This window comes from Rothia amarae (assembly GCF_042677725.1).
GTDB classification, from domain to species: Bacteria; Actinomycetota; Actinomycetes; order Actinomycetales; family Micrococcaceae; genus Rothia; species Rothia amarae.
The window spans coordinates 101,360-122,238 of sequence record NZ_JBHUCN010000008.1; the positions used below are offsets into that span (position 1 = coordinate 101,360).

Genomic DNA, 20,879 nt, shown 5'->3' on the forward strand with positions numbered 1-20,879 from the left:
TAGCTTCTTCTTCATCGTAAAGTTGGTCAGCACCTCACCGCGAAGGGGCACTTGGTTTTCTTGCTTAACTTTGAATCCGTGCCGCTCAAAGAAAGCTCGCGTCGTTTTACTAGCCTGGACGACGAGCGCGGTGGCTCCACGCGTCCTTGCCTCTTCTTGCACCTGGGCAAGCAGAGCGCTGGCAATCCCCTGCCCCTGATAAGGCGGGCGCACAAAGAGCATCTCGATGAGAATCTCTCCCAACAGGGTCTGTCCCGAGCCTTCAATGAGATCAGCAAAACCCGCGCTAATACCATCCACGGTAGCCACAAAGGTATCTGCTTTAGAACGCTGAGCCGCCCACTGCGGCAGGTTATAGTCAACCGGCGCCCAGGCATCGAGCTGCGCCGGCGAATAATCGTTAGTAGCGAGTTCGTGAATAGACTGGTAGAAAATAGCGCGCGTGACCGCGGCATCGGCGGCGGTGAACGGGCGAATGACGAGCTTCATGTTTCCCTCTCGAAAGGTTTCTCCCTTGATTCTCTCTCACGATGACCGCTGCCCCTGCGGAACCGGCGAAATTTTCGGCGCATGTTGCGGTAGATTCCACCAGGCTTTTGCCGAGGGCGCTGGCATCGCTGCTCCAACCCCTGAAGCGTTGATGCGCTCACGCTTTACTGCTTTTGCAACGGGAAACGAGCCTTATCTGCTCGCCACTTGGCACCCCAGCACCCGCCCGGCGTCACTGGAGTTAGACCCTACTTTGTGCTGGTACCGCCTAGACATTCTGGCTACCTCAGGCGGCGTCTTCGACTCCACAGGCACGGTCGAGTTCGCCGCCCACTACCGCTCGCAGCCGGGTACGCCCGAGGACAAGCGCGTACGCGGCGTCCAGCGGGAGAACTCGCGTTTTGAACGGGTCAGCGGGGAATGGATGTACGTGGATGGAGAGGTTTTGTAAAGAAACAGACCAGACAGAAATTAATCTGCACAGGTGAACATTTCCGCAAGGGTCGTACTCTTTCGAAAGAGTACCTCATATGAAGTACTAGAAAAGTTCACGAGGTATCGTCTCAAAACGGTACCTCGTGAACTTTTCTGGTATCTCGCGCGGGAAAGGCAAACCCACGCAACGAACCTCTTTCTTAACTCTTCGCAGACCGAACCGGCAACTCCTCATACGCAAATTTCGCACCCGGGCACGCTTCTTCGGCTACCTCCACCAAGTTCTCAGCGGCTATTTCTAGGGACGACATGGCGTCCTCTCCTGCCGATTCCAGCACCACGCGCATAGGCGTCTGAGTGAGGGACTCGGCGCTCAAAAGGCAAAGGCTCGCTCCGCCGTCAAAATAAATGTAGGCATAACCGCGTACGGCGGCGTCCTCGGGAGAAGAGCTCTGCAAACTCTCAAAATAAGAACGCAAAGCAGTAGAAAGCGCACTCTCCTGCTCCTGGGGCACCGTAATCTCAGCGCCCACACGGCCCACGGCGTCCTGCCGGAAAATTTCGTGGGCGTATTCCTCACTACCGGCATATAAATTACTCATTGCTCACCCTTTCGTAAGTCTTCGTCAAGAGCTTTCAAATCCACGAGATCCACGCCGTCCCTACGCGGACGCGCGCCGCGAGCAAAGTTTCGCACCCACGCGTCGTCCTTGTATTGGGCGGGCACGCCGCCACCGAGAAGGCGTTTGGTAATCTGCGCTGTGATGTTCTCGCCCGTCACGGGTAGCGGAGCATGAGAGCCAGCGATGATGACGTTACCGCGACGTCGACCCTTGAACATCGCCGAATCGGCCACAGCGCAGGTATGCTCAAAAACTTCAGCAATCGCAGCAGCTTCAGCGCGAGCGCCCGCCAGATCCCGGTTGTCGCCGCAGTTAATGATGTAAAGCCCCTCCGGCGAGAGCGCTTCAGAAACTATCTGCGTAAATTCCAGAGTGGTCAGCGGAGTGGGGGTCACGTAGCCGGCAAAAACGTCGCGAATAATAATGTCCCGGGAGGACGGCGCGAACGTCTCAGTCACTTCACGAGCTTCCCCCACACGAATCTTGACCCGCGGCGCTTTAGGCAGCTCGAACCATTCGCGCACCAGCTCGGCAAGTTTGCCGTCGAGCTCAACCACGGTATTGCGGGAGTTCGGGTAAACATCGGCGAGATAACGCGCCATCGAACAGGCACCTCCGCCCAGGTGGGTGATGCGGAGTTTATCGGGGTCAAGCGTGGTTTCAACGTGCGCCTCGACTACAGCAACCAACCAGCGCATGTACTCAAAATCGAGTTCGCGCGGACACCCCACCACTACGTGCGACGATTCCATGCCATTGATTTCGAGTACCCAGCCGTCGGAGGTGTAGTCGTCAGCAATCAGCTCGGCAACTCCGGTTGAAATCTCGTATTTGCCCTCTTGAAGAGCGCTATTTTCTGGTTGCACCTTGGGTGTTTTTCTGCGTTTAGCCACGGTTTCTAGGGTACTTCAGGTTAGCGTGGAACTAGATACTTGCAGATGAGAGGGAGAATTATGGGTTTTGTGTGCAACGGGCGGTACGTGCTGGAACCGGCATCTGCCGACGACGCCGAAAAGTACGTGAATCTTCTGCACGATTGTATGGAGGAAACCTACTCAGCTATGGCAGATCCAGGGTTTATGGTGCGCCGCCGCGCTGCTAGAGACGAATCCATTGAGGAATTCATGGAAGAGGTCAATGGCCCCGGCGTGCGCTGTTTTCTCGCCTACGAAGTACCCAGTTGGACAAGCCAGGGCGGTCTTTCCTGTGCTGTAGGCGCTGATATTGAGTGGGACGCGCCCGTCGGGCTGGCGCTGTCTTCTTTAGGACCCCAGGAGTGGGAATCTGAGATGCCCGTTGTGCCGGTGGTAGCGGGAACTCGCGATTTGAGCCAGCTCTACACCCGCGCGTCTACCCACGGAACGGGGCTAGGTGAGGCGCTCTTGCGGGCGGTGCTTGCAGACGACGAGCCGGCTTACCTCTGGTACATCGGCGGTAACGAGCGTGCCAAGAGATTCTACGAAAAGTTCGGCTTCCAGGACGAAGGTATCTTTGGTGAATGCGGCGGCACCTGGGGCGTGCCCGACGGCGAACCCGGGCAGCCGTTGCAGACCGCGCGGATGTTCCGCGGCGACGTCGTCCTTCAGTAACCCCGCCACCTCCGCCGAGTTTGTATTAAACTTTCCTAACACACGCTCTCTATTCGCTTCCTGAAAGCGGCACACTCAAATCAAAAGCAAACACCACTGCTCTAGCCAGTTGCTTCTCCTGCACTGGGGTAAGGTAACCGACGGTTCGCCCCAACGCTGCGACGGGAATCGTCAATGTATTATCAATCGATACCGCACACTCGTGGTCGAGCCCATTGCGGGCGTCCAAAATGACTTCGCTCGAAAGCCCCTTAATAGTTGAGGTAATAGGGGCAATGGTTACTTTAGACATCACAAAGCGAGTGGGCTCACGAGTCAAGACGAGCGCGGGGCGAGTTTTGTCCACATGAACCAGGCATATTTCGCGCATTAGTCGCCCCATGGCTTTTGCCGGGCGCTCCACGCAACCAGGTCATCAAGGTCGTCTTCGGTACCGGCTTCTCCGAGCAGACGTACGTCGTGGATAGCTGCTTGACGGCGCCGTTCTGCTTCGAGGGCTTCAGTAACTATTGCTGCTCGGCTAGGAGCATCACCGTGGGAAACTGTTTTATCGAGAAATTCAACCAGGTCATCGGGTAACCGTACGGCAATTTGAGTAGTCATACCGAAAGAATACCATTTTGGGATTCACTCAAATAGAGCCCCACAGAGTTTGTATCAAACTTTCCCCGCTGTACTACGAAAATCCTGGTAGACAGCTAAAAGTTTGATACAAACTCCGAAGGTACAGAGAATCCAGAACCCTAGTCGCGCTCTTCCAGCGCCTTGTTCAAGCGTTCAACCTTGCCTGTAATCTCACCGGAATCATGGCCGGGACGGATGTCTGCCTTCAAAACCAGAGCGACGCGCGGGCCGTGCTTCGCGACCGCAAAGGTGGCGCGCTTGATGACATCCATGCACTCGTCCCATTCACCCTCGATAGTGGTGAACATAGAGTTAGTTTCGTTCGGCAAACCCGAATCTTGAACAATCTTCACGGCATCTGCAACCGCGTTGTGTACTGAACCGTCTTCGGGGCCGCCGCCTGTGGGCGCAATAGAAAATGCAAATAACATGTTTTTAGCCTATCGGCTCAAATCGCCTTGTGAACAGGGTAAGGGTCAAAATTACCTTCTGATTCACACTCGATATTCACTGTGAGTTATCAGACATACCACCCTATACGGTACAAAACCTGCCTCTAAAACACATAAAATCGCACATGTAGCCACGGCCAAATGCCGCGCCACCCACGCACAGCTGGGTGCCAGCCCAAAGATAAGTAGAAACGCATATGACTACCGGTATCTACCTTTCCGCAATGACCCAAAATTCAGGCAAATCCCTAGTTGCCCTGGGTCTGGCAGACTCCCTGATTAAGCGAACTGACCGCGTGGGTTACTTCCGCACCATTTTCAAGGGTGATTCAGAAGCTAACGATCCCATGCTGCAGCTTATTCGCCGTAATTTCGGCTTGAGCGCTCTTCAGGCGCGCGGCGGTGTTTCGCTAGAACGCTGCCGCGAGTTGCTGGCCGAAGGCAAGCATGACGAAATGTCCTCCACGATGGTTTCTGTCTACTCTGAGATGACTGATAACTGCGATGTCATCATCGTAGATGGAACCGACTTGCTGGCGCATAACGCCGCAACCGTAGAGTTTGACCTCAACGCACAGTTTGCCCGTGACCTAGGCATTCCCGTAGTGGCTATCATTGGCGCACAGGACTCCACCGTGAACGATGCCGTCAATGCAGTAGATGTTGCCCGCACCGAACTCACCGGCGCCAAGGTAGATACCATGGCGCTTATCGTGAACCGCTGCGCACCTGAGCAGCGCGAGGAGTTGCTGAACTCAGTCAAACGTGGGCCTTCGCAGCGCCCTGTGTACGTTATCCCTGAGATTCCTGAGCTGGCTGTCCCTTCGGTCAGCGAAGTAGTAGATGCCCTTGATCTCAACGCAGAAGGCGTAAATAGCGACAAGCTCAACCGCGACATTCACGACATGAAGATTGCTGCTATGACTGTCAGCAACTTCCTCGACCAGTTTGCTGACGGCGACTTCGTCATCGTTCCCGGCGACCGCGCCGACGTCGTTGTAGCATCGCTGGCCTCTGCACTTTCACCGAGCTTCCCTGCCCCTTCCGGCATGTTGCTGACCGGCGGTTTTGAGAGCATTTCGGGTTCGGTCATTGGCTCGCTGATTGAGCGCTCGCCCTTCCCCGTTTTCGATACTCCCCTCGATACTTTCAAAGCAGGACGCGCAGTTTCCCGCGTTACTAGCGCGCTCTCTAATGGCAACCCCCGTAAGGTGGCGGCTGCCCTGGGCGAATGGTCCCGCTCTGTTGATGCCGGCGAGTTGCTTGAACGTATGGAACTCGAACGCCCTGCGTCGATGACTCCCCTGCGTTTCTTGCACAACCTCATCGAAAAGGCACGCTCGGACCGTCGCACCATCGTGCTCCCTGAGGGTTACGACGTCCGTATCCTACGCGCAGCAGAAATTATCGCCCGCCGCGACTTCTGCAACTTGGTGTTGTTGGGCAACCCTGAAAAGATTGCCGAAATCTGCCAGAACGAAGGCATCACACTACCCACCGGTGAAGATGGCAAGTCATCGATTCGTATTATCGACCTCGATAACAATGAGTACGTCGAAGACTTCGCTTCCACTTACGCTGAGTTGCGTGCACACAAGGGCGTCACCATCGAAGCCGCTCGTGCCCGTATGCATGACGATCCCTCGTACTTTGGCACCATGCTCGTGTACAAGGGCATCGTGGACGGTATGGTTTCCGGCGCTGTCAACACCACCGCCAACACTATCCGCCCCTCACTGGAATTCGTCAAGACCCGCCCCGGTGTCAAGATTGTTTCCTCTGTGTTCCTTATGCTCATGGAAGACCGCGTTCTAATCTTCGGTGACTGCGCTGTGAACCCCAACCCCAACGCCGAGCAGCTCGCAGACATTGCCCGTGCATCGGCAGAAACCGCACGTCAGTTCGGTGTTGAACCCAAGGTCGCCATGCTCTCCTACTCCACCGGTTCCTCAGGTGCTGGCGAGGATGTCGAGGTTGTTCGCGAGGCAACCGAAATTGTCAAGAATTCAGAGCACGACTTCGCCGTTGAAGGTCCTATCCAGTTCGACGCCGCATCCAACATGTCCATCGCATCTTCCAAGATGCCCGATTCTGAGGTGGCAGGCCAGGCGTCAGTCTTCATCTTCCCCGACCTCAACACCGGCAACAACACTTACAAGGCTGTGCAGCAGACTTCCGGCGCTGTGGCTGTTGGTCCGGTCCTGCAGGGACTGCGTAAGCCTGTGAACGACCTTTCCCGTGGCTGCACCGTTGATGACATCATCAACACCGTAGCCATCACGGCAATTCAGGCGCAGACCCTCTAACTCTGACCGCGGCAAAAGAATACCGCCGCGTATGGCTTCTCAACAGACACACTCCAAACAAAGGAAAGTATCATGCTAGTTCTTGTTATCAACTGCGGATCTTCATCCGTAAAGTACCAGGTTCGAGATACCGATCAGCAAGGCGAAGGCAACCAGGTAATTGCCAAGGGCCTTATTGAAAACGTAGGAACCAAAATTCCTGACCACACTGCAGCGCTTGCCATCATGGCAGAGGAACTCAAGACGCCTTTGCACGGTAAGACTATCGACTCTATTGGTCACCGTGTAGTCCAGGGCGGCGACGTCTTTACTGAGCCTGTATTGATCGACGATCAGGTGCTTCAGCAGATCGACGACCTTTCGCCTTTGGCTCCTTTGCACAACCCTGCGCACGTCTTGGGCATTAAGGCTGCTACCGAAACCTATCCCGGTGTGCCTCAGGTTGCTGTTTTCGATAACGCTTTCCACTCCACCATGCCCGAGTACGTGTACCGCTATGCTGTGCCCGAGGAATTGGTAGAGAAGTACGGCGTTCGCCGCTACGGTGCGCACGGCACCAGCCACGATTATGTAACCGGTGTTGCCGCTGAATACCTCGGTGTGGAGCGCGATCAGTTCAACGCTGTAGTTGCTCACCTGGGTAACGGTGCGTCCATTACCGCTGTTGAGGGTGGCAAGTGCCTGGATACTTCTATGGGCTACACTCCCCTCGCCGGTCTGATTATGGGTACTCGTTCAGGCGATATTGATCCTTCAGTTTTGACCAACCTGATGATGCGCGACCCCGAGCTCACTCCTGAGCGCATGGACCAGATGCTCAACAAAGAATCCGGCCTACTAGCTATTGCGGGCAACAACGACATGCGTGCAGTAGTTGAAGCTATGGAGGGCGGCGACGAGCGCGCCAAGCTAGCTTTGGACATGGCGTCCTACCGCTTGGCTAAGTACATTGGTGGTTACCATGTTGCTGTGGGCGGCATGCAGGCGCTGATTTTCACCGCGGGTATTGGTGAAAACTCCTCGCCGTTCCGCGAGCTGACCGTGAGCCGTTTGGGTGCTTTGGGCATCAAGCTCGATATGGCAGCAAACCAGGTGCGCAGCGATGAGCCCCACCTAATTTCTACCGAAGATTCAGCGATTCCTGTACTGGTTGTTCCTACCAACGAAGAAAAGGCTATTGCTGAGGCAACCGAAGTTATCGTAGCTGGCTAAGGTTCACGAAGTACAAAATAAAGCCCGTTGGGGGCTAAGCTGGTGTAGAAGAATCACAACCGTCATCATCAAGGATGGTTCATGAGCGACACCCCCAACGGCAATTTTCCACCCGGCCCACCGCCACCCCCTCCGCAGCCGGAACAGCAGGGGCAGCCTGGACAATCTGGGCCGCAGAACTTTGGTTCTGTAGATCTACACCAGCCTCTACCGGATGATCTTTCGCAAGGCTGGCTACCGGAGGACATGCGTCAGCACCCGGTCTCACCCTTTCCTGAGCCCAGGCTTTTCCGCTTTCAGAGCCTCTTGCCGTTCAAGTTCATCAACGCGCTACGGCATCCGGGGGAAATTCCCTGGCTCCTAGCCGCCTACATGGTCACGCTCTTTGTGTACCTCGCTGGAGCTCTTTATCTGATTACCTTGTTTATCGCGATTTTTACCGTGGATGACTATGTGTTCTCTCCCGGTGAGCTTGTTCAGCAGTTGTTAGTGATTGGTCTTTATCTGCCCCTAGCTATTTTTTGGGTTCGAGCCCTGATGTACGCGCAGATGCGCATTACCGGCGTCCGTATTTCACCCACGCAGTTCCCTGAGGCGTACCAGATGCTGGTAGATGCCGCCCGTGCAGCAGGTTTACGCCGTGTGCCCGATGCCTACGTCGTGGTAGGTAACGGCCAGATTAACGCGTTCGCTTCTGGCCACGGCCACCGTCGTTTTATTGTAGTTTTCTCTGACCTATTCGAAATCGGCGGCAAGGCGCGTAACCCTGAGGCCCTTAAGTTCATTATTGGTCACGAGGTAGGGCATATCGCCGCAGGTCATGTGGGTTATTTCCGGTTGATTTTTACATCTTTTTTCCAGCAGATTCCTTACCTGGGTGCTACGCTTTCACGCGCACAGGAGTACACCGCAGACAATTTTGGTTTCCGCTTGGCTCCTGGCGGAGCTATGCAGACCATGGGCGTGCTTTCTGCAGGCAAGTACCTGGTCAATGAGGTTAATACTGACGAGCTGGCTAACCGCGCCGTCTTTGAGGATGGTTTCTTTACGTGGCTTGCGAATTTGAATATGTCTCATCCAGCGACGACGTGGCGTGCCCATGCACTGCGCGATCGTTCGGAACCCGGCCGTCTGGTGTGGCGTCCTAAGTTCAATCCGCCGTACCCACTGTCCATGATCCCTGCGGCTGAACCTGCTGCGGCATGGGCTGATCCGCTACAGGCAAGTGATTTCATGGCGACCTACCCTGAGCGCCCGGGCAATAATAACCACTTCGGCATCGTGGTCACCGACCAGAAACCTCCCGCACGCGAGAGGGACCGCCGTGTGGGCGATACGCTCTTCAACGGCTGGATTCCTCCGCAGATGCGCGGATTCTGGAACACCGGCGGTTCGCCACTGCCTCCGCCCCATGAGGATGGCGCGGGGCAGAACTCCCAGCACTCGATTTAGTGCCTTCCCGTTTGCTTCGTTCCATCAGCTACTTCCCGGACGCCAACACGGCTCCCCAGTGGATTACCCTGCTGGTATGGTGCGCGGTTGGTTTGGCTCTAGCCTTTGCCGGTTACGCAATCGCGAAGAAGAACAAGCACAAGGCTGAACCGATGGTGGTTGAGGTTTAGGGCTGAGTCAGCCCCCGACCCCTAACTGCTAGTCAAAGTGGGGTTCTGAAGTGTAAAAATGCACCCTAGAACGCCACTTTGGCTGTATCTAGGGGTAGAGATCGCGGGGATTCGTATAATGTAAGCCATGTTACTCGACAGAATTGGGGTTCTTCATGTTTTTGCGGTGGTGGCGACCGGACGATGCCGAGGCTCTGCTTGAAATTTATCGGCAAAATTCTGATATGAAACGCCAGATGTCAGCTTTGGATTCTCTCGCCGATGCCGAAAAATTTATTCAGCACCACTATCTTCCCGCCGAGAATCATGCGGTTTTCTGTCTCGACGATGGAGGAAAACCTGCAGGTTGTGTAGCCGTTAAATTTACTGCTCGCAATGACGACGGCGCGTGGGACCGCGGCTGGGTTTCTTACTGGAATGCGCCATTAGTGCGGAGCCGCGGGCTCATGAAAATAGCAGTGCGCGCGGTATGCGATTGGGCGTTAGGAGAATATTCAGCTGATTCTGATTCAACTCTGGTCGATACTGAGCTACTGTGCGAACTTAATTCGCCCCAGCTCCGTCGTCTGGAATTGGGGTAGCGAACAAATAATCCGGCGTCGGGCAAGGTCGCCGAAGCAGCCGGCTTTACGATGGAAGGCATCGAACGCGAAAAGTTCTTCTACGACGGGCAGACCTTCGACGCGGTCAACGCGGCGCGACTGCGTGGGGACATCTTACGGGTGAACAACCAGAAAAACGCTTTGGATAGTGTGCCTGTGGCATCGAGCGTTATGGTTCATCACGTGGAACTGTGGACCGCTGATTTTGAGAGTGTCCTTGCCGAATGGTCACCGCTGATGAATGCATTAGGGGCAAGGGTGGACGCCGAGTGGGAGAAGGGCATTTCGTGGAAAGGTACGGATGGCTCCTACCTTGTTTTGGAAGAATCCCCGGACGTGCGGGGCGGTCTGTGCCGCTCTAATCCGGGTATGAATCATCTGGCGCTAAATGTTGGGAGCCGCAAAAAGCTGGACGAAATCCGCCAAAATGCACTTGGTTGGGGTTGGCAGGAATCGTTCGCAGAAAAATACCCGCATGCCGGCGGGGATGAGCATACTGCCCTTTACCTTGAAAATTCAGAGGGTTTCGAGGTGGAGCTTGTAGTGGAAAATTAGGTTCTGGCGTCCTGCCATTCACCCCTAAAGTACAGTCAACGTGGCGTTCTGAAGTGTAAAAATGCACCCCAGAACGCCACTTTGGCTGTGCTTATCGGGGATTGCGCCAAGCAAAGTTAACTGGACGCGCGGCGTGCAACCCGCCGGTCGTCCCAGCGCCGTCATCAAGTAGAACCCGCGGTCTTATCCTACAACTTAGCCCCGAAGGAGATCATGAATACTTTTACAGTTACATTAGAGGGGCTCACCTCGGAAGCGCTAACGAGACGTCTTGAATCAGCGGGAATTCAGCCCAATACGCACGCTCAAACGCTTTTGGAACCGAAGTTTTTTGATTTCTCTAAGACCGGTAAATATCGGGTTCAGCTAGTCACGGTAGCGGACCTGGGATTTACTGAGCCTGCAAATTTGCCTGCAATCTATCGGCGCATCAGGGAACGTGGATTCGCATTATGTCCTCTTGAGCTCGCACCGTATTTACGCCTATCGTGGCGCACCCAGCCGACCAGTAGAAACTCGGCGCTGACGGGGCAACATAAGTCTCCAGATTCCGCGGTGAATGTCTCCACACCGCCACTTTCCTCCGATCCCTACGTGCCCAAGGGGTTCTACCTCCGCAACGTGGATGGCACACTATGGCTACGCGGTTATATTTGCGACGACGAACATGAGAATGCCTTGGACACGGTATTCGCAGTCTTAGCTACCTAGATGTTCATTTCGTCCCGGACGCGCCGGAAGGGAAACGTACACTCATTCGGTTGAATGCTCATCTTTTTGAGCGAGCATTCAACGTTTTGAGTGTACGCAGCCAGTACCCCTAAACCCTCTCCCCCGTCCTCTCCTCAAACTCTGCAGCGGTGGCGTAGGAGGTCTGTGTGCCTAGCCGGGTCACCGAATCGCCGGCGTACACGTTCGCCACGCGGATTGCCTCAGCGATGTCGCCATTTTTCATCCAGCTGTGACTGAAGCAGCCGATGAATGCGTCGCCCGCGCCGGTAGTGTCTTTGGCGTCCACTTTGCTTGCTTCGATGAGCCGCTCGTCCTCCTGGCTAATCCACAGCACGCCGCGAGCGCCGAGCGTCACGATTACGTTCTTGATACCTACGTTCAGGAGGACGTGCGCGGCGTTCGAGATATCGTCGAGGCTCTCCACGGGCATTCCCGAAAGTAATGAAAGTTCAGTCTCATTAGGCACGATGAACTCCACACCCTTCACTCGTTCAAGAGAAAGTTCGGGGGTTGCAGGTGCAGGGTTCAACAGGACGGGGATGCCTAGCTCCTCCCCCAACTCGACGACCGCGTACACAGTTTCGAGCGAAATTTCGAGTTGCAACACTATCAGCTGGCATTGGGCGATGTCCTCGCGGGCGTTCTCTAAATCCTCGCGCGAAAGCAGGGCGTTAGCGCCCTTGACGATGATAATTGAGTTGTTCGATTTTTCGTCCACGAAGATGGGCGCGACGCCGGAGGTTGCCTCGGTGCGCAGGATGTATTTGTCGTCGATACCGTTAGCGCGGAAGTTTTCGATGGTGTTTTCGGCAAAAATGTCGTTACCTACGCGCGTTACCATCAGCACTTCGGAGCCAAGACGCGCGGCAGCAACCGCCTGGTTCGCGCCTTTGCCGCCGCATCCGAGACGAAAATCGGGTGCCTCGATGGTTTCGCCGAGCTCTGGCATGCGGTGGATGTAGGAAATCAGATCGACGTTGTTTGATCCGATGACGGCAATTTTCATGATGTTTCCTCTCAGCTTTTCTCCCAATATCCTTCTTTGTGCGTTGAGGTGCAAGAAAGGGCCAACTTTTTTGCCGAAAAGTTGACCCTTTCTTGCGCCTCAACGCGCGAAGGAGCTAATCCCCACACCGATACACTGGTGTACATGCCCTTTCGCCTTCCTCAATTGAAGCTAGACCCGCTCATCGCGCTGATTCTCACCGCCGTGGTGATTGCAATCTTTTTCCCTGCGCGCGGGGATTTCGCCGAAGGGTTCTCGGTCGCCACTAAAATCGCTATCGCCTTCCTGTTTTTTCTTTACGGGGCGAGGCTTTCCCCGCAGGAGGCTGTCGCCGGTTTCAAACATTGGAAGCTGCACGCCACAATCCTCAGTTTTACCTACCTGGTGTTCCCCCTTGTCGGGCTGGCGCTGTTCCCGCTGAAATACCTTCTGGGCAACGAGCTTTACCTGGGTCTGCTGTACCTCATGCTGGTGCCCTCCACCGTGCAGTCATCGGTAGCGTTCACCTCTATTGCCCGCGGAAACGTACCCGGTGCGATTGTGTCAGCCTCGGCATCGAACCTGCTAGGAATTGTAATTACACCTTTGCTGGTCATGCTGCTGATGGGTTCTGGCGGCATAAAAATTAGCGGCAACGTGTTTCTCGATATCGCCATTCAACTCTTGTTGCCCTTCGTCCTGGGGCAACTGACCCGCCGCTTCACCGCGTCATTTGCCAAGAATCACCTGGTCAAACAGATAGATCGACTCTCCATCGCGATGGTTGTTTATGCGGCGTTTTCAGAAGGAATGGTGGACGGCATTTGGACGCGCGTGAGCTGGTGGCAGATTATTTTCCTGGTTGCTTTGGCGGTCGCACTGGTTGAAGCCATGCTTTGGTTCACCGGGTTTGCAGGCAAAAAGCTGGGCTTCACTCGCGAAGACTGCATAGCTATCCAGTTCTGTGGCACAAAGAAGTCGCTGGCGACGGGGCTGCCGATGGCCGCCGTCATTTTTGGTGGCGCAGGAGTAGGTTTACTGATTCTGCCGCTCATGGTTTTCCATCAGGTTCAGTTGATGATTTGCGCCGTTCGCGCCTCGAAATACGCGCGAGAATCAGCCTAAAAACTCCTAAATCCCCAGCGCCTGCACCGCCCGCACCAGCGCAATATGCGCCAGAGTATGCGGGAAGTTACCCGTCTGGCGATTTTCCACGAACGAATACTCGGAGCTCATCAGACCTAAATCGTTAGCGGCACTCAGGACAGTATCGAGAAGGGCACGACCGTCAGCCTCTCTGCCTGAACGAATGTAGTGTTCCGCCAACCAGAGGGATGCGGCAAAATGCAGGTTATCTTGATCTTCGAAACCGTCAAACCCACGCACGTTGATATAACGATAAATCATGCCCGATTCATGCTGAAGCTCGCGTTCAATGCGTGCGACGGTGCCCATCATGCGGGGGTCGTCCCATGTCACCATACCTATTTGCGCCAGTTGCAACAGCGAAGCATCGACGTGCGTACCCCCGTAGGTTTGCACAAACGAGTTCAGTTCAGTGTTGAAACCGTGCGAAAGAATATCCTCTGCAAGCCGGTCGCGGCACTGAGCCCAGAGTTCGACGTCGCCGTCCAACCCGTGCTCTTGCACCGCCGAAATTCCCGCATTGAAAGCCGCCCAGAGCATTGCCTGTGAGTGGGTAAATACATGGGGGTCACCCTTGATTTCCCACATGGACTGGTCAGGTTGGCCAATTCGTTCAGACGCCGAATTTAGGAGGGCTTTTTGAAGCGACCAGGACAGTTGGTCCTCTCCCACACCGTTTTCGCGAAGATGCGCAAAAGTGACGAGCACCTGCCCTAGCGCATCACCCTGGAAGCGGTCATCTGAGCCATTACCTGCGCGAACCGGCTGCGAATTTTCATAGCCTGGCAAGGCAAGACGGCGTTCCAAGTCGTCTTTCTCACCCGCCACGCCGTAAACCGAATGTAGGTTATAGGGGCTATTTGCCACCGCCCGCATAATCCAGTTACGCAACTGAGCAGTTTCACGTTCGTGACCGTGGGCAAGCGTTACTTCCATTGCCATGGCAACATCGCGCAACCAGGAAAAGCGGAAGTCCCAGTTGCGGCGTCCACCGACAGTTTCGGGCAGCGACGTCGTTGCAGCCGCCACCAAACCGCCGGTTTCGCGGGAAATCAGGGCGCGTAGCACCAGCAGTGAGCGCAGGCGAGCTTCGCGGTATGACTCATCATTTTGCGTTTGAATCTGCTCGGGGGTGCTGGGCACAATCGGATGCATAGCGGTCTGCGCCAGCTCGTGATAGGTGGCAAGGTCAATTTCGGGAAGCTGCGTATTGGTGATGGCTTCGCCTTCGCGATTTGTCGACGGGAGTCCGATGCTGGACGACGTCGTGCTTTCGGCACTTATCCCTTCATTCGGCACGGTGCGGGTGGCTGAAATCTCGTTTTCGGTTGCCTCTGCAATGGCTGGCGGAACATAGAGGTCTGACCATTCGGTCCACTGCGCGGTGGTGTAGGTGATGGCTGTGGAGTAGTCGATGGGTGCCGGCGGGTTGTGGTTGGAAGCAAAATAATTCAGCGAAAAAACGTAGTTCTGACCTGCTGAAACAGTGAAGGTATCGGTGTGGTTGCCGTACTGACCTTCTGGGATAGTGTCTCCGCGGAAGACTAGTGCGTGAGGCCCTGCCATACCTACCAGCATGGATTGGGAGACATCAACAGCGCCGGTGGAGTCTGCGGGGCCGTCATACTGGGTCACCCACGGCGTCGTCTTTCCACTATCGAATCGCATGTTTAGCTCTTGGAGCATGGTGACTTCGCCGGTGAGTCCTTCCACACTGCGAACAATCGCGGTTCCGCCGGCAAGGGGCATGAAATCTGTGACTCGCACGCTCGCTTCGCCCACGTGCCACACGGTTTGCAAGATAAAAGTGTTTTCGCGGTAGGAGCGTTCAGTACGGACTTCTTCTACAGGGGAAGGATTGACTGATTCCAGGGGTGCCAGAAGCCAACGTCCGTTTTCGCGATCGCCCAACAGGGAGGCGAAGACTGCCCCCGAGTCAAAGCGGGGTGCGCAGAACCAGTCGATTGATCCTGCGCGAGACACGAGCGCGGCAGTGTTCATGTCTGAAAGCAGGGCGTAATCCTCGATAAAAGAAGCCATGCTTTAACACTAACGTAACCCTAAAAGTAACTCGACTTAGTTTTAAAGATGAACGATGCGAAATCACCCCTTGAAATATACCCCCTAGGGGTATATGTTTAACACAGAACGACGAAAGGCAACAATGACCATCGAATCTCCCGACGCAATCGTCCCCGATTCCTGCGACTGCTGCGCCGAAGGCAATCACGGCTACTCCGCCAGCAAAGAGGCATATCTCAAACGCCTCCGCCGCATCGAAGGCCAAGTTCGTGGGATTCAGCGAATGGTTGATGAAGATAAATACTGCATCGACATCCTCACCCAGATTTCCGCTATCAATAAGGCAATGCACGCGGTATCCATCGGGCTCCTCGAAGAACACATCGCCCACTGCGTCGTCAACGCCGCCAACGAATCACGCGATACCGGCAACCCAGAAATTGTCCAAGACAAGGTCATCGAAGCCACCGCCGCCATCTCAAGACTTCTCCGCAGCTAACCTGCGCGGAGCACCCCAAAAATACAACAACCAAGGAGAAACACCATGTCAGCAACCGTTGTACACGCCACCGGACTCACCTGCGAACACTGCGCAGCATCCGTCACCGAAGAAGTTCAAGAAATCGAAAACGTCAACGAAGTCAACGTAGAAGTAGTCAAGGATGGGCAGTCCACCATCACCATCGACCACGACGGAGAGCTGGACGACGCCAAGGTTGAGGCTGCGATTGCCGAAGCCGGATACGAGCTCGTCAAGTAGGCGTTGCCCCCTAGCAGTAGCTCGCGCTGGGAATTGGGCGCCACGGGCGCTGTAACGAACTGCCGCTTAACGAGCAAGGCGCCCCAGCGCCGTAGCGAGTTTTCTAAGGCAGTTCGTCAGCGGCAGGGCACGGGCTAAGGCGTTCTGTGATACCCATGGCGCCCGATTCACACCGCCAAATCTTCACGAAAGGATCCACACATGCAAACCCAGGCCCCCGAATCTGAACGCATCCTCAATCTCGATATTAGCGGGATGACATGCGCATCCTGTGTTGGCCGCGTGGAACGTAAGTTGCGCAAGATCGAGGGTGTGGATCCTTCGGTGAACCTTCCCCTGGAGTCGGCGCGTGTGATTGTGCCGGCAAATGTCTCTGATGAGCAAATTATTGAGACCGTGAAAAATGCCGGTTATGAGGCGAAACTTCAGTCAGCCGAGGGCACCGCGGATAAGGAAGAAGCAGAGACTGGTCTTCGGTCTCTTTCTTCGTTCCGCAAGCGCATTTGGTTCACGCTTGTTTTTGCGGTTCCGGTTTTTCTGATTTCGATGTTTAGCACGTTCCAGTTTCCGCACTGGGGCTGGGTTGTAGCATTGTTGGCGTTGCCGGTGGCAACGTGGGCGTCTTGGCCATTCCACAAGTCGGCTCTAACCAACTTGAGGCACGGCAGTTTTACGATGGACACGCTCATTTCTTTAGGCGTGGCGTCGAGTTATCTTTTCTCGTTGTGGCAGCTTCTTACTGATCCGATGATGACCGTGCACGCCGGGATGGGCGGTCATGGCATGGATCATCTGCTTTATTTTGATTCGACCACCATGATTGCGCTGTTTCTGCTGATTGGTCGCTATATTGAGGCGCGTACTCAGCGGCAGTCGTCGGAGGCATTGCGTAAGCTTCTGAATCTTGGGGCGAAGAACGCCACTGTTATCCAGAATGGTCGCGAAATTAGTATCCCGGTGAAAGATTTGCGGCCCGACGACGAGTTCGTCGTTCGTCCTGGCGAAAAAATCGCTACCGACGGCGTCGTCATTTCTGGTCGTTCCGCCATCGATACTTCTCTGCTAACCGGGGAATCTGTGCCGGTAGAGGTGGCAGAGGGCGATACCGTTACCGGCGCCACGATTAATACATCGGGTGCGCTCACGGTGAAGGCAACTCGGGTGGGATCCGAAACCACGCTGGCACAGATGGGCCGCATGGTTGCTGAAGCGCAGTCGACCAAGGCGCCTATTGCCCGTCTGGCAGATAGAATCTCAGCGGTTTTCGTACCCGTGGTAATCGCTATTGCTCTTGCAACTTTCGTTGGCTGGTGGGTGTTCACTGGCGATACTAATGCGGCTTTTGTGGCAGCGGTATCCGTTATCGTTATTGCCTGCCCCTGCGCGCTCGGGCTCGCAACTCCTACCGCACTGTTGGCCGGTACCAGTCGTGGTTCGCAACTCGGTATTTTGATCCGTTCGGCGCAGGTTCTTGAAGACACGCGCGGGGTGAACACTATCGTTATGGATAAAACCGGTACTGTCACCGAGGGAAAACTTGAGGTGGTCGACGCCGTAGAATTCTCCGATAACCGCAATTTAATGGTTCGCGCGGCAGCGGCTGTCGAAGCTCGTTCGGAACACCCGATTGCGCAGGCTATCGCTACTTTTGGTCAAAAATCTGGCTCCCTCCCTGCTGTACAGAACTTTGAGTCCGCTCCCGGCGGCGGGGTACGTGGCAACGTTGAGCTAGACGGTGCAACCCACACCGTAGTGGTAGGTCAGCAGTCCTTCTTGGAAGCCGAAGGTATTTCACTCACTTCTGACCAGCAGGGGAAACTTCGCACCCAGCAAGAGCGCGGCTTCACCACGGTCATTGTGGCACTAGACGGTAATGTAGCCGGATTGCTTTGCCTGCAAGATACGCCTAAGTCAGACGCCATTTCAGCGATTGAAAAGCTCAAGGGCCAGGGATTACGCCCGGTTCTCTTGACGGGCGACGCCGAGCCGGTTGCGCGCGCCGTCGCCACCCAGGTGGGCATTGATCCGCACGATGTTTTCGCCGGCGTCTCCCCTGAGGACAAGGTGGAGAAAATTAAGCAGCTTCAGAGCGAGGGACGCGTTGTGGCAATGGTGGGTGATGGCGTGAACGACGCCGCCGCTCTTGCTCGCGCAGACCTCGGCATCGCGATGGGTTCAGGCACCGATGTTGCGATGGAAGCCGCCGACCTCACCATCATGCGCTCTGATTTGGAATCAATCCCCACTTCTATCCGTCTTTCAAAAGCAACCCTCAAGTTGATTAAGTCCAACCTGTTCTGGGCATTTGGTTATAACGTTGTCGCTATTCCTGTGGCGGCTGCAGGCTTACTCAACCCCATGATTGCCGCTGCGGCAATGGCGTTTAGCTCGGTCTTCGTAGTGCTGAACTCCATGCGCTTGAACCGTTTCGAGCGGAATTAGCCACCGCGCGTCGTCCACCGGGGTTTCTCTCGGAAAAGATTTTTAAAAAAGTTTTAAGAATTTCGTGAGGAACCCGGTGCCACCCCCCGTCTTATTCGTGACGGTACCCTTTTGACGCTTCGACCAATTACCTCATTAGAGGTACCGTCACCCTAAACTTCGCAGTATGAACCCCTGAGGAGCAACGGTTTGATAGATTATCGCTTCCCTAAAAGCGAATCATCGAGGAGCCGTAGCGAACATGCTGGTGGCACCACAACCATCTCATCGCAGGCACTCACACAAATAGCGAGCCTAGCTATCGACAACACTCACAATATTTCTTCTCCTCATCCCTATCCCGGTCAAGAAATCAACTCTCCGCTCCCGTTTCAGATTGAGACAGAGGGGCAGACCCGCGAAATCATCATTGTTATAGATGAGGGTACGAGCGAGCGCACCGTTGCTTTGCCCGTGGAAATCCATGATGATGAGCAACTACCCCAAGAACTTGAAAACGAGGTCAAACAGAAAATTCGCCAGACCCTAGAAACCACAGCTGGCGTCAAGGTATCAGACATAAAAATTGTTCAAACCATCCCGAACCATTAAATAAGTTCCCCTCTCTATGTAAAAATTGTGTAGATACGTATCGCAGGGTTAACCTGCCGGTACTGTGCACTTATCACGACTCAGGGAAAGGGGATGGGTGGCACCTTTTACTCGCGAAGTTTCTCACCTCTCGGACGCCATTCTTTGCGAACGCGCTGCCACCGGCGATTCAGCTGCTTTTCAGAGCCTGATTCGCCGCTATGCTCCTCTCATGCGAGCGTATGCGATTAGGCTGACCGGTAGCGCCTCTGATACTGACGACGTACTCCAAGAAACTTTCATTAAAGCGTGGGAGAAGATAGATACTCTTCAGAATCCCGAGAAGGTCAAAAGCTGGCTGATGACTCTCACCAGTCGTAAAGCTATTGACCTGATGAGAACCCGCAAGTTAACCGTTGATTTAGATTCAGCGGCAAATACCGCACATCCTGGGATAAACCCTGAGGATAACGCCATTACAGACTCGCAGATTGTTCATTTAAGTGAGCTGCTCAAAACATTGCCGCTAGAGCAGCAGCAGGTATGGGTCATGCGTGAAATAGGTGGCTCTACTTATAAAGAAATTTCTGAAACGTTGAAGATTTCCGAAGGAACCGTACGAGGAAGATTAGCGCGCGCACGTGCAGCTTTAGTCAAAGGAATGGAGGGATGGAACTAATGAATAACGATGAACCCACCCTCGATACTTTGAGCATGTGGTTGCAGGACCAGCAAGACGGGGTGCAGACCCCTGAGCACCGCGAACTCACCCGGCATATCAACGAGTGCCCTTCATGTTCTCAGCGGATTGCTGCCCTCAAACGGGTGGATCAGGTCAGCGCTGATTTGGTATCAACAGAGGTTGCCGTTCAGAAAAAAGATACGACGTGGCTTGATGACCTCATGGCTAACCTCGTATTTGAGACTTTGGCAGGTCGTTCCATCCCCTTAAGTGCGGAGTACGACGTCGATAATTTCTCGATTACCGAAGGCGCTATCCTTGCGGCAATCCGCGGCGTTGCAGATTCTATGGAGAATCTCATTATTGGTCGCTGCCGTTTAGTGGGCGATGTTGAAGAGCCCACTTCACCGATTATTGTTCAAGTGAGTGCTACTGTGCGTTACGGTGCAGTGATTGCTGAGGTAACAGATCGACTGCGGGAACTCATCACAGCTGAGGTTCACCGTGTATGCGAGCTGAATATCGAAGCAATCGACATTGAAGTACAGGATATTTTTGGCAGCCCTCTAGAAGCAGGCGAATAATGACTTCCACTCATCTGGTAATTGGGCCTGGTTCAGGCGAGGACGCAGAGGACTCCGCAGAGCTTTCGCCGTTGCGGCAAGCCATTTTAGCGACTGAGGGTGTGGCACGCATCTACCCTCCTGCCAATGTACCGAGCAAGATTGTGCGCGCGGTGGGGGTCGCGGCATCGAGCGTACGCGCGGTAATCGAAGACTTTTTGCCTTCTGCGGAGGAGGACGCCGTGGCACACCGTAGTGTTGCTGTAGCTGAGAATGATGAAGGTTCCTCGGAGATTCGCGATGAAAAAATCCTAGACTCTGCGAGCTCCGAAGTAACCAGCATCTCGGTACGAATTGGCACCACTGCGCAGGCAAATGTGCCGCAGACAGTGCGTGCAGTGGCTCAGGCATTACGCAAAATCCACGGTGAACATGTAGCTGTCACCGTGGACGTAGTGCATATCTAAA

The 20,879-nt window shown here is 54.7% G+C and carries 25 protein-coding genes; 17 read left to right on the forward strand and 8 right to left on the reverse strand.

Annotated elements, in window-relative coordinates; all coding sequences use genetic code 11:
• Positions 1-489, reverse strand: a 489-nt coding sequence (locus ACFR81_RS04000) for a GNAT family N-acetyltransferase (protein ID WP_145177402.1), incomplete at its 3' end; no start/stop codon positions are given.
• Between ACFR81_RS04000 and ACFR81_RS04005 the strand changes: the two genes are divergently transcribed.
• The gene (locus ACFR81_RS04005; RefSeq protein WP_145177405.1) at positions 488-940 is read left to right on the forward strand and encodes a YchJ family metal-binding protein; all 453 of its coding nucleotides are present in this window, start codon (positions 488-490) and stop codon (positions 938-940) included. The two genes, ACFR81_RS04000 and ACFR81_RS04005, sit on opposite strands and share 2 nt — an antisense overlap.
• Before the next feature lie 184 nt (positions 941-1,124).
• Here ACFR81_RS04005 and ACFR81_RS04010 read toward each other — a convergent pair whose 3' ends face one another.
• Together ACFR81_RS04010 and ACFR81_RS04015 are read right to left on the reverse strand one after the other, a co-directional pair.
• Entirely contained in the window at positions 1,125-1,526 is a 402-nt protein-coding gene (locus tag ACFR81_RS04010; protein WP_145177408.1) for a hypothetical protein, read from the reverse strand.
• Positions 1,523-2,440 carry a spermidine synthase gene (locus tag ACFR81_RS04015; protein WP_343874502.1) on the reverse strand — a complete coding sequence of 306 codons (918 nt, stop codon included), beginning with the start codon at positions 2,438-2,440 and terminating at the stop codon, positions 1,523-1,525. The genes ACFR81_RS04010 and ACFR81_RS04015 overlap by 4 nt, the downstream gene beginning before the upstream one ends.
• 60 nt (positions 2,441-2,500) lie before the next feature.
• On the opposite strand from ACFR81_RS04015, the gene ACFR81_RS04020 reads away from it, so the two are divergent.
• A complete protein-coding gene (locus ACFR81_RS04020; protein WP_343874504.1) occupies positions 2,501-3,136 on the forward strand; it encodes a GNAT family N-acetyltransferase in 636 nt (211 codons plus the stop codon).
• Positions 3,137-3,185: 49 nt separating this feature from the next.
• Here the strand turns inward: ACFR81_RS04020 and ACFR81_RS04025 are convergent, their stop codons facing one another.
• From ACFR81_RS04025 to ACFR81_RS04035, 3 genes are all read right to left on the reverse strand, one after another.
• Positions 3,186-3,506 carry a type II toxin-antitoxin system PemK/MazF family toxin gene (locus ACFR81_RS04025; protein ID WP_145177414.1) on the reverse strand — a complete coding sequence of 107 codons (321 nt, stop codon included), beginning with the start codon at positions 3,504-3,506 and terminating at the stop codon, positions 3,186-3,188.
• Positions 3,506-3,739 carry a YlcI/YnfO family protein gene (locus tag ACFR81_RS04030; RefSeq protein WP_068173266.1) on the reverse strand — a complete coding sequence of 78 codons (234 nt, stop codon included), beginning with the start codon at positions 3,737-3,739 and terminating at the stop codon, positions 3,506-3,508. The genes ACFR81_RS04025 and ACFR81_RS04030 overlap by 1 nt, the downstream gene beginning before the upstream one ends.
• A 140-nt stretch (positions 3,740-3,879) precedes the next feature.
• Positions 3,880-4,191 (reverse strand): thiamine-binding protein, encoded by a 312-nt coding sequence (locus tag ACFR81_RS04035; RefSeq protein WP_068173268.1) that lies wholly within the window; start codon positions 4,189-4,191, stop codon positions 3,880-3,882.
• Positions 4,192-4,409: 218 nt separating this feature from the next.
• On the opposite strand from ACFR81_RS04035, the gene pta reads away from it, so the two are divergent.
• The 7 genes from pta (at position 4,410) to ACFR81_RS04070 (ending at position 11,220) form a co-directional block, all read left to right on the forward strand.
• Entirely contained in the window at positions 4,410-6,518 is a 2,109-nt protein-coding gene (gene pta, locus ACFR81_RS04040; protein WP_343874513.1) for a phosphate acetyltransferase, read from the forward strand.
• Positions 6,519-6,590: 72 nt separating this feature from the next.
• Positions 6,591-7,730 carry an acetate/propionate family kinase gene (locus tag ACFR81_RS04045; RefSeq protein WP_145177420.1) on the forward strand — a complete coding sequence of 380 codons (1,140 nt, stop codon included), beginning with the start codon at positions 6,591-6,593 and terminating at the stop codon, positions 7,728-7,730.
• 81 nt (positions 7,731-7,811) lie between these two features.
• Positions 7,812-9,182, forward strand: coding sequence for a M48 family metallopeptidase (locus ACFR81_RS04050; protein ID WP_343874517.1), 1,371 nt, complete (start codon positions 7,812-7,814; stop codon positions 9,180-9,182).
• Complete coding sequence (locus ACFR81_RS04055) at positions 9,182-9,352, forward strand: hypothetical protein (RefSeq protein ID WP_158004378.1); 171 nt, start codon at positions 9,182-9,184, stop codon at positions 9,350-9,352. The genes ACFR81_RS04050 and ACFR81_RS04055 overlap by 1 nt, the downstream gene beginning before the upstream one ends.
• Before the next feature lie 155 nt (positions 9,353-9,507).
• A complete protein-coding gene (locus ACFR81_RS04060) occupies positions 9,508-9,933 on the forward strand; it encodes a GNAT family N-acetyltransferase (RefSeq protein WP_343874519.1) in 426 nt (141 codons plus the stop codon).
• 51 nt (positions 9,934-9,984) lie between these two features.
• Positions 9,985-10,509, forward strand: a complete 525-nt coding sequence (locus ACFR81_RS04065) for a VOC family protein (protein WP_343874522.1) — start codon at positions 9,985-9,987, stop codon at positions 10,507-10,509.
• A gap of 213 nt (positions 10,510-10,722) precedes the next feature.
• Entirely contained in the window at positions 10,723-11,220 is a 498-nt protein-coding gene (locus tag ACFR81_RS04070) for a hypothetical protein (protein ID WP_343874525.1), read from the forward strand.
• 109 nt (positions 11,221-11,329) lie between these two features.
• Here ACFR81_RS04070 and rbsK read toward each other — a convergent pair whose 3' ends face one another.
• A complete protein-coding gene (rbsK, locus tag ACFR81_RS04075) occupies positions 11,330-12,247 on the reverse strand; it encodes a ribokinase (RefSeq protein ID WP_343874528.1) in 918 nt (305 codons plus the stop codon).
• A gap of 144 nt (positions 12,248-12,391) precedes the next feature.
• Here rbsK and ACFR81_RS04080 point away from each other — a divergent pair, with 144 nt between their 5' ends.
• Positions 12,392-13,351, forward strand: a complete 960-nt coding sequence (locus ACFR81_RS04080; protein WP_343874531.1) for a bile acid:sodium symporter family protein — start codon at positions 12,392-12,394, stop codon at positions 13,349-13,351.
• Between the two features lie 6 nt (positions 13,352-13,357).
• On the opposite strand, the gene ACFR81_RS04085 is transcribed toward ACFR81_RS04080, so the two are convergent.
• Positions 13,358-15,412, reverse strand: a complete 2,055-nt coding sequence (locus tag ACFR81_RS04085) for a glycoside hydrolase family 15 protein (RefSeq protein ID WP_343874534.1) — start codon at positions 15,410-15,412, stop codon at positions 13,358-13,360.
• Positions 15,413-15,536: 124 nt separating this feature from the next.
• Here ACFR81_RS04085 and ACFR81_RS04090 point away from each other — a divergent pair, with 124 nt between their 5' ends.
• The 7 genes from ACFR81_RS04090 to ACFR81_RS04120 all read left to right on the forward strand — a co-directional run bounded on the left by ACFR81_RS04090 (position 15,537) and on the right by ACFR81_RS04120 (position 20,878).
• Positions 15,537-15,893 (forward strand): metal-sensitive transcriptional regulator, encoded by a 357-nt coding sequence (locus ACFR81_RS04090; protein WP_343874538.1) that lies wholly within the window; start codon positions 15,537-15,539, stop codon positions 15,891-15,893.
• 45 nt (positions 15,894-15,938) lie between these two features.
• Complete coding sequence (locus ACFR81_RS04095) at positions 15,939-16,154, forward strand: heavy-metal-associated domain-containing protein (RefSeq protein WP_068168355.1); 216 nt, start codon at positions 15,939-15,941, stop codon at positions 16,152-16,154.
• A 201-nt stretch (positions 16,155-16,355) separates the two neighbouring features.
• A complete protein-coding gene (locus ACFR81_RS04100) occupies positions 16,356-18,596 on the forward strand; it encodes a heavy metal translocating P-type ATPase (protein WP_343874541.1) in 2,241 nt (746 codons plus the stop codon).
• A gap of 189 nt (positions 18,597-18,785) precedes the next feature.
• Entirely contained in the window at positions 18,786-19,187 is a 402-nt protein-coding gene (locus tag ACFR81_RS04105; RefSeq protein WP_068168361.1) for a hypothetical protein, read from the forward strand.
• Between the two features lie 97 nt (positions 19,188-19,284).
• Positions 19,285-19,845 (forward strand): RNA polymerase sigma factor, encoded by a 561-nt coding sequence (locus tag ACFR81_RS04110; protein ID WP_343874546.1) that lies wholly within the window; start codon positions 19,285-19,287, stop codon positions 19,843-19,845.
• Positions 19,836-20,432, forward strand: a complete 597-nt coding sequence (locus ACFR81_RS04115) for an Asp23/Gls24 family envelope stress response protein (protein ID WP_145177458.1) — start codon at positions 19,836-19,838, stop codon at positions 20,430-20,432. The genes ACFR81_RS04110 and ACFR81_RS04115 overlap by 10 nt, the downstream gene beginning before the upstream one ends.
• Positions 20,432-20,878 carry a hypothetical protein gene (locus ACFR81_RS04120; RefSeq protein WP_145177461.1) on the forward strand — a complete coding sequence of 149 codons (447 nt, stop codon included), beginning with the start codon at positions 20,432-20,434 and terminating at the stop codon, positions 20,876-20,878. The genes ACFR81_RS04115 and ACFR81_RS04120 overlap by 1 nt, the downstream gene beginning before the upstream one ends.
• Position 20,879 lies beyond the last annotated feature (1 nt).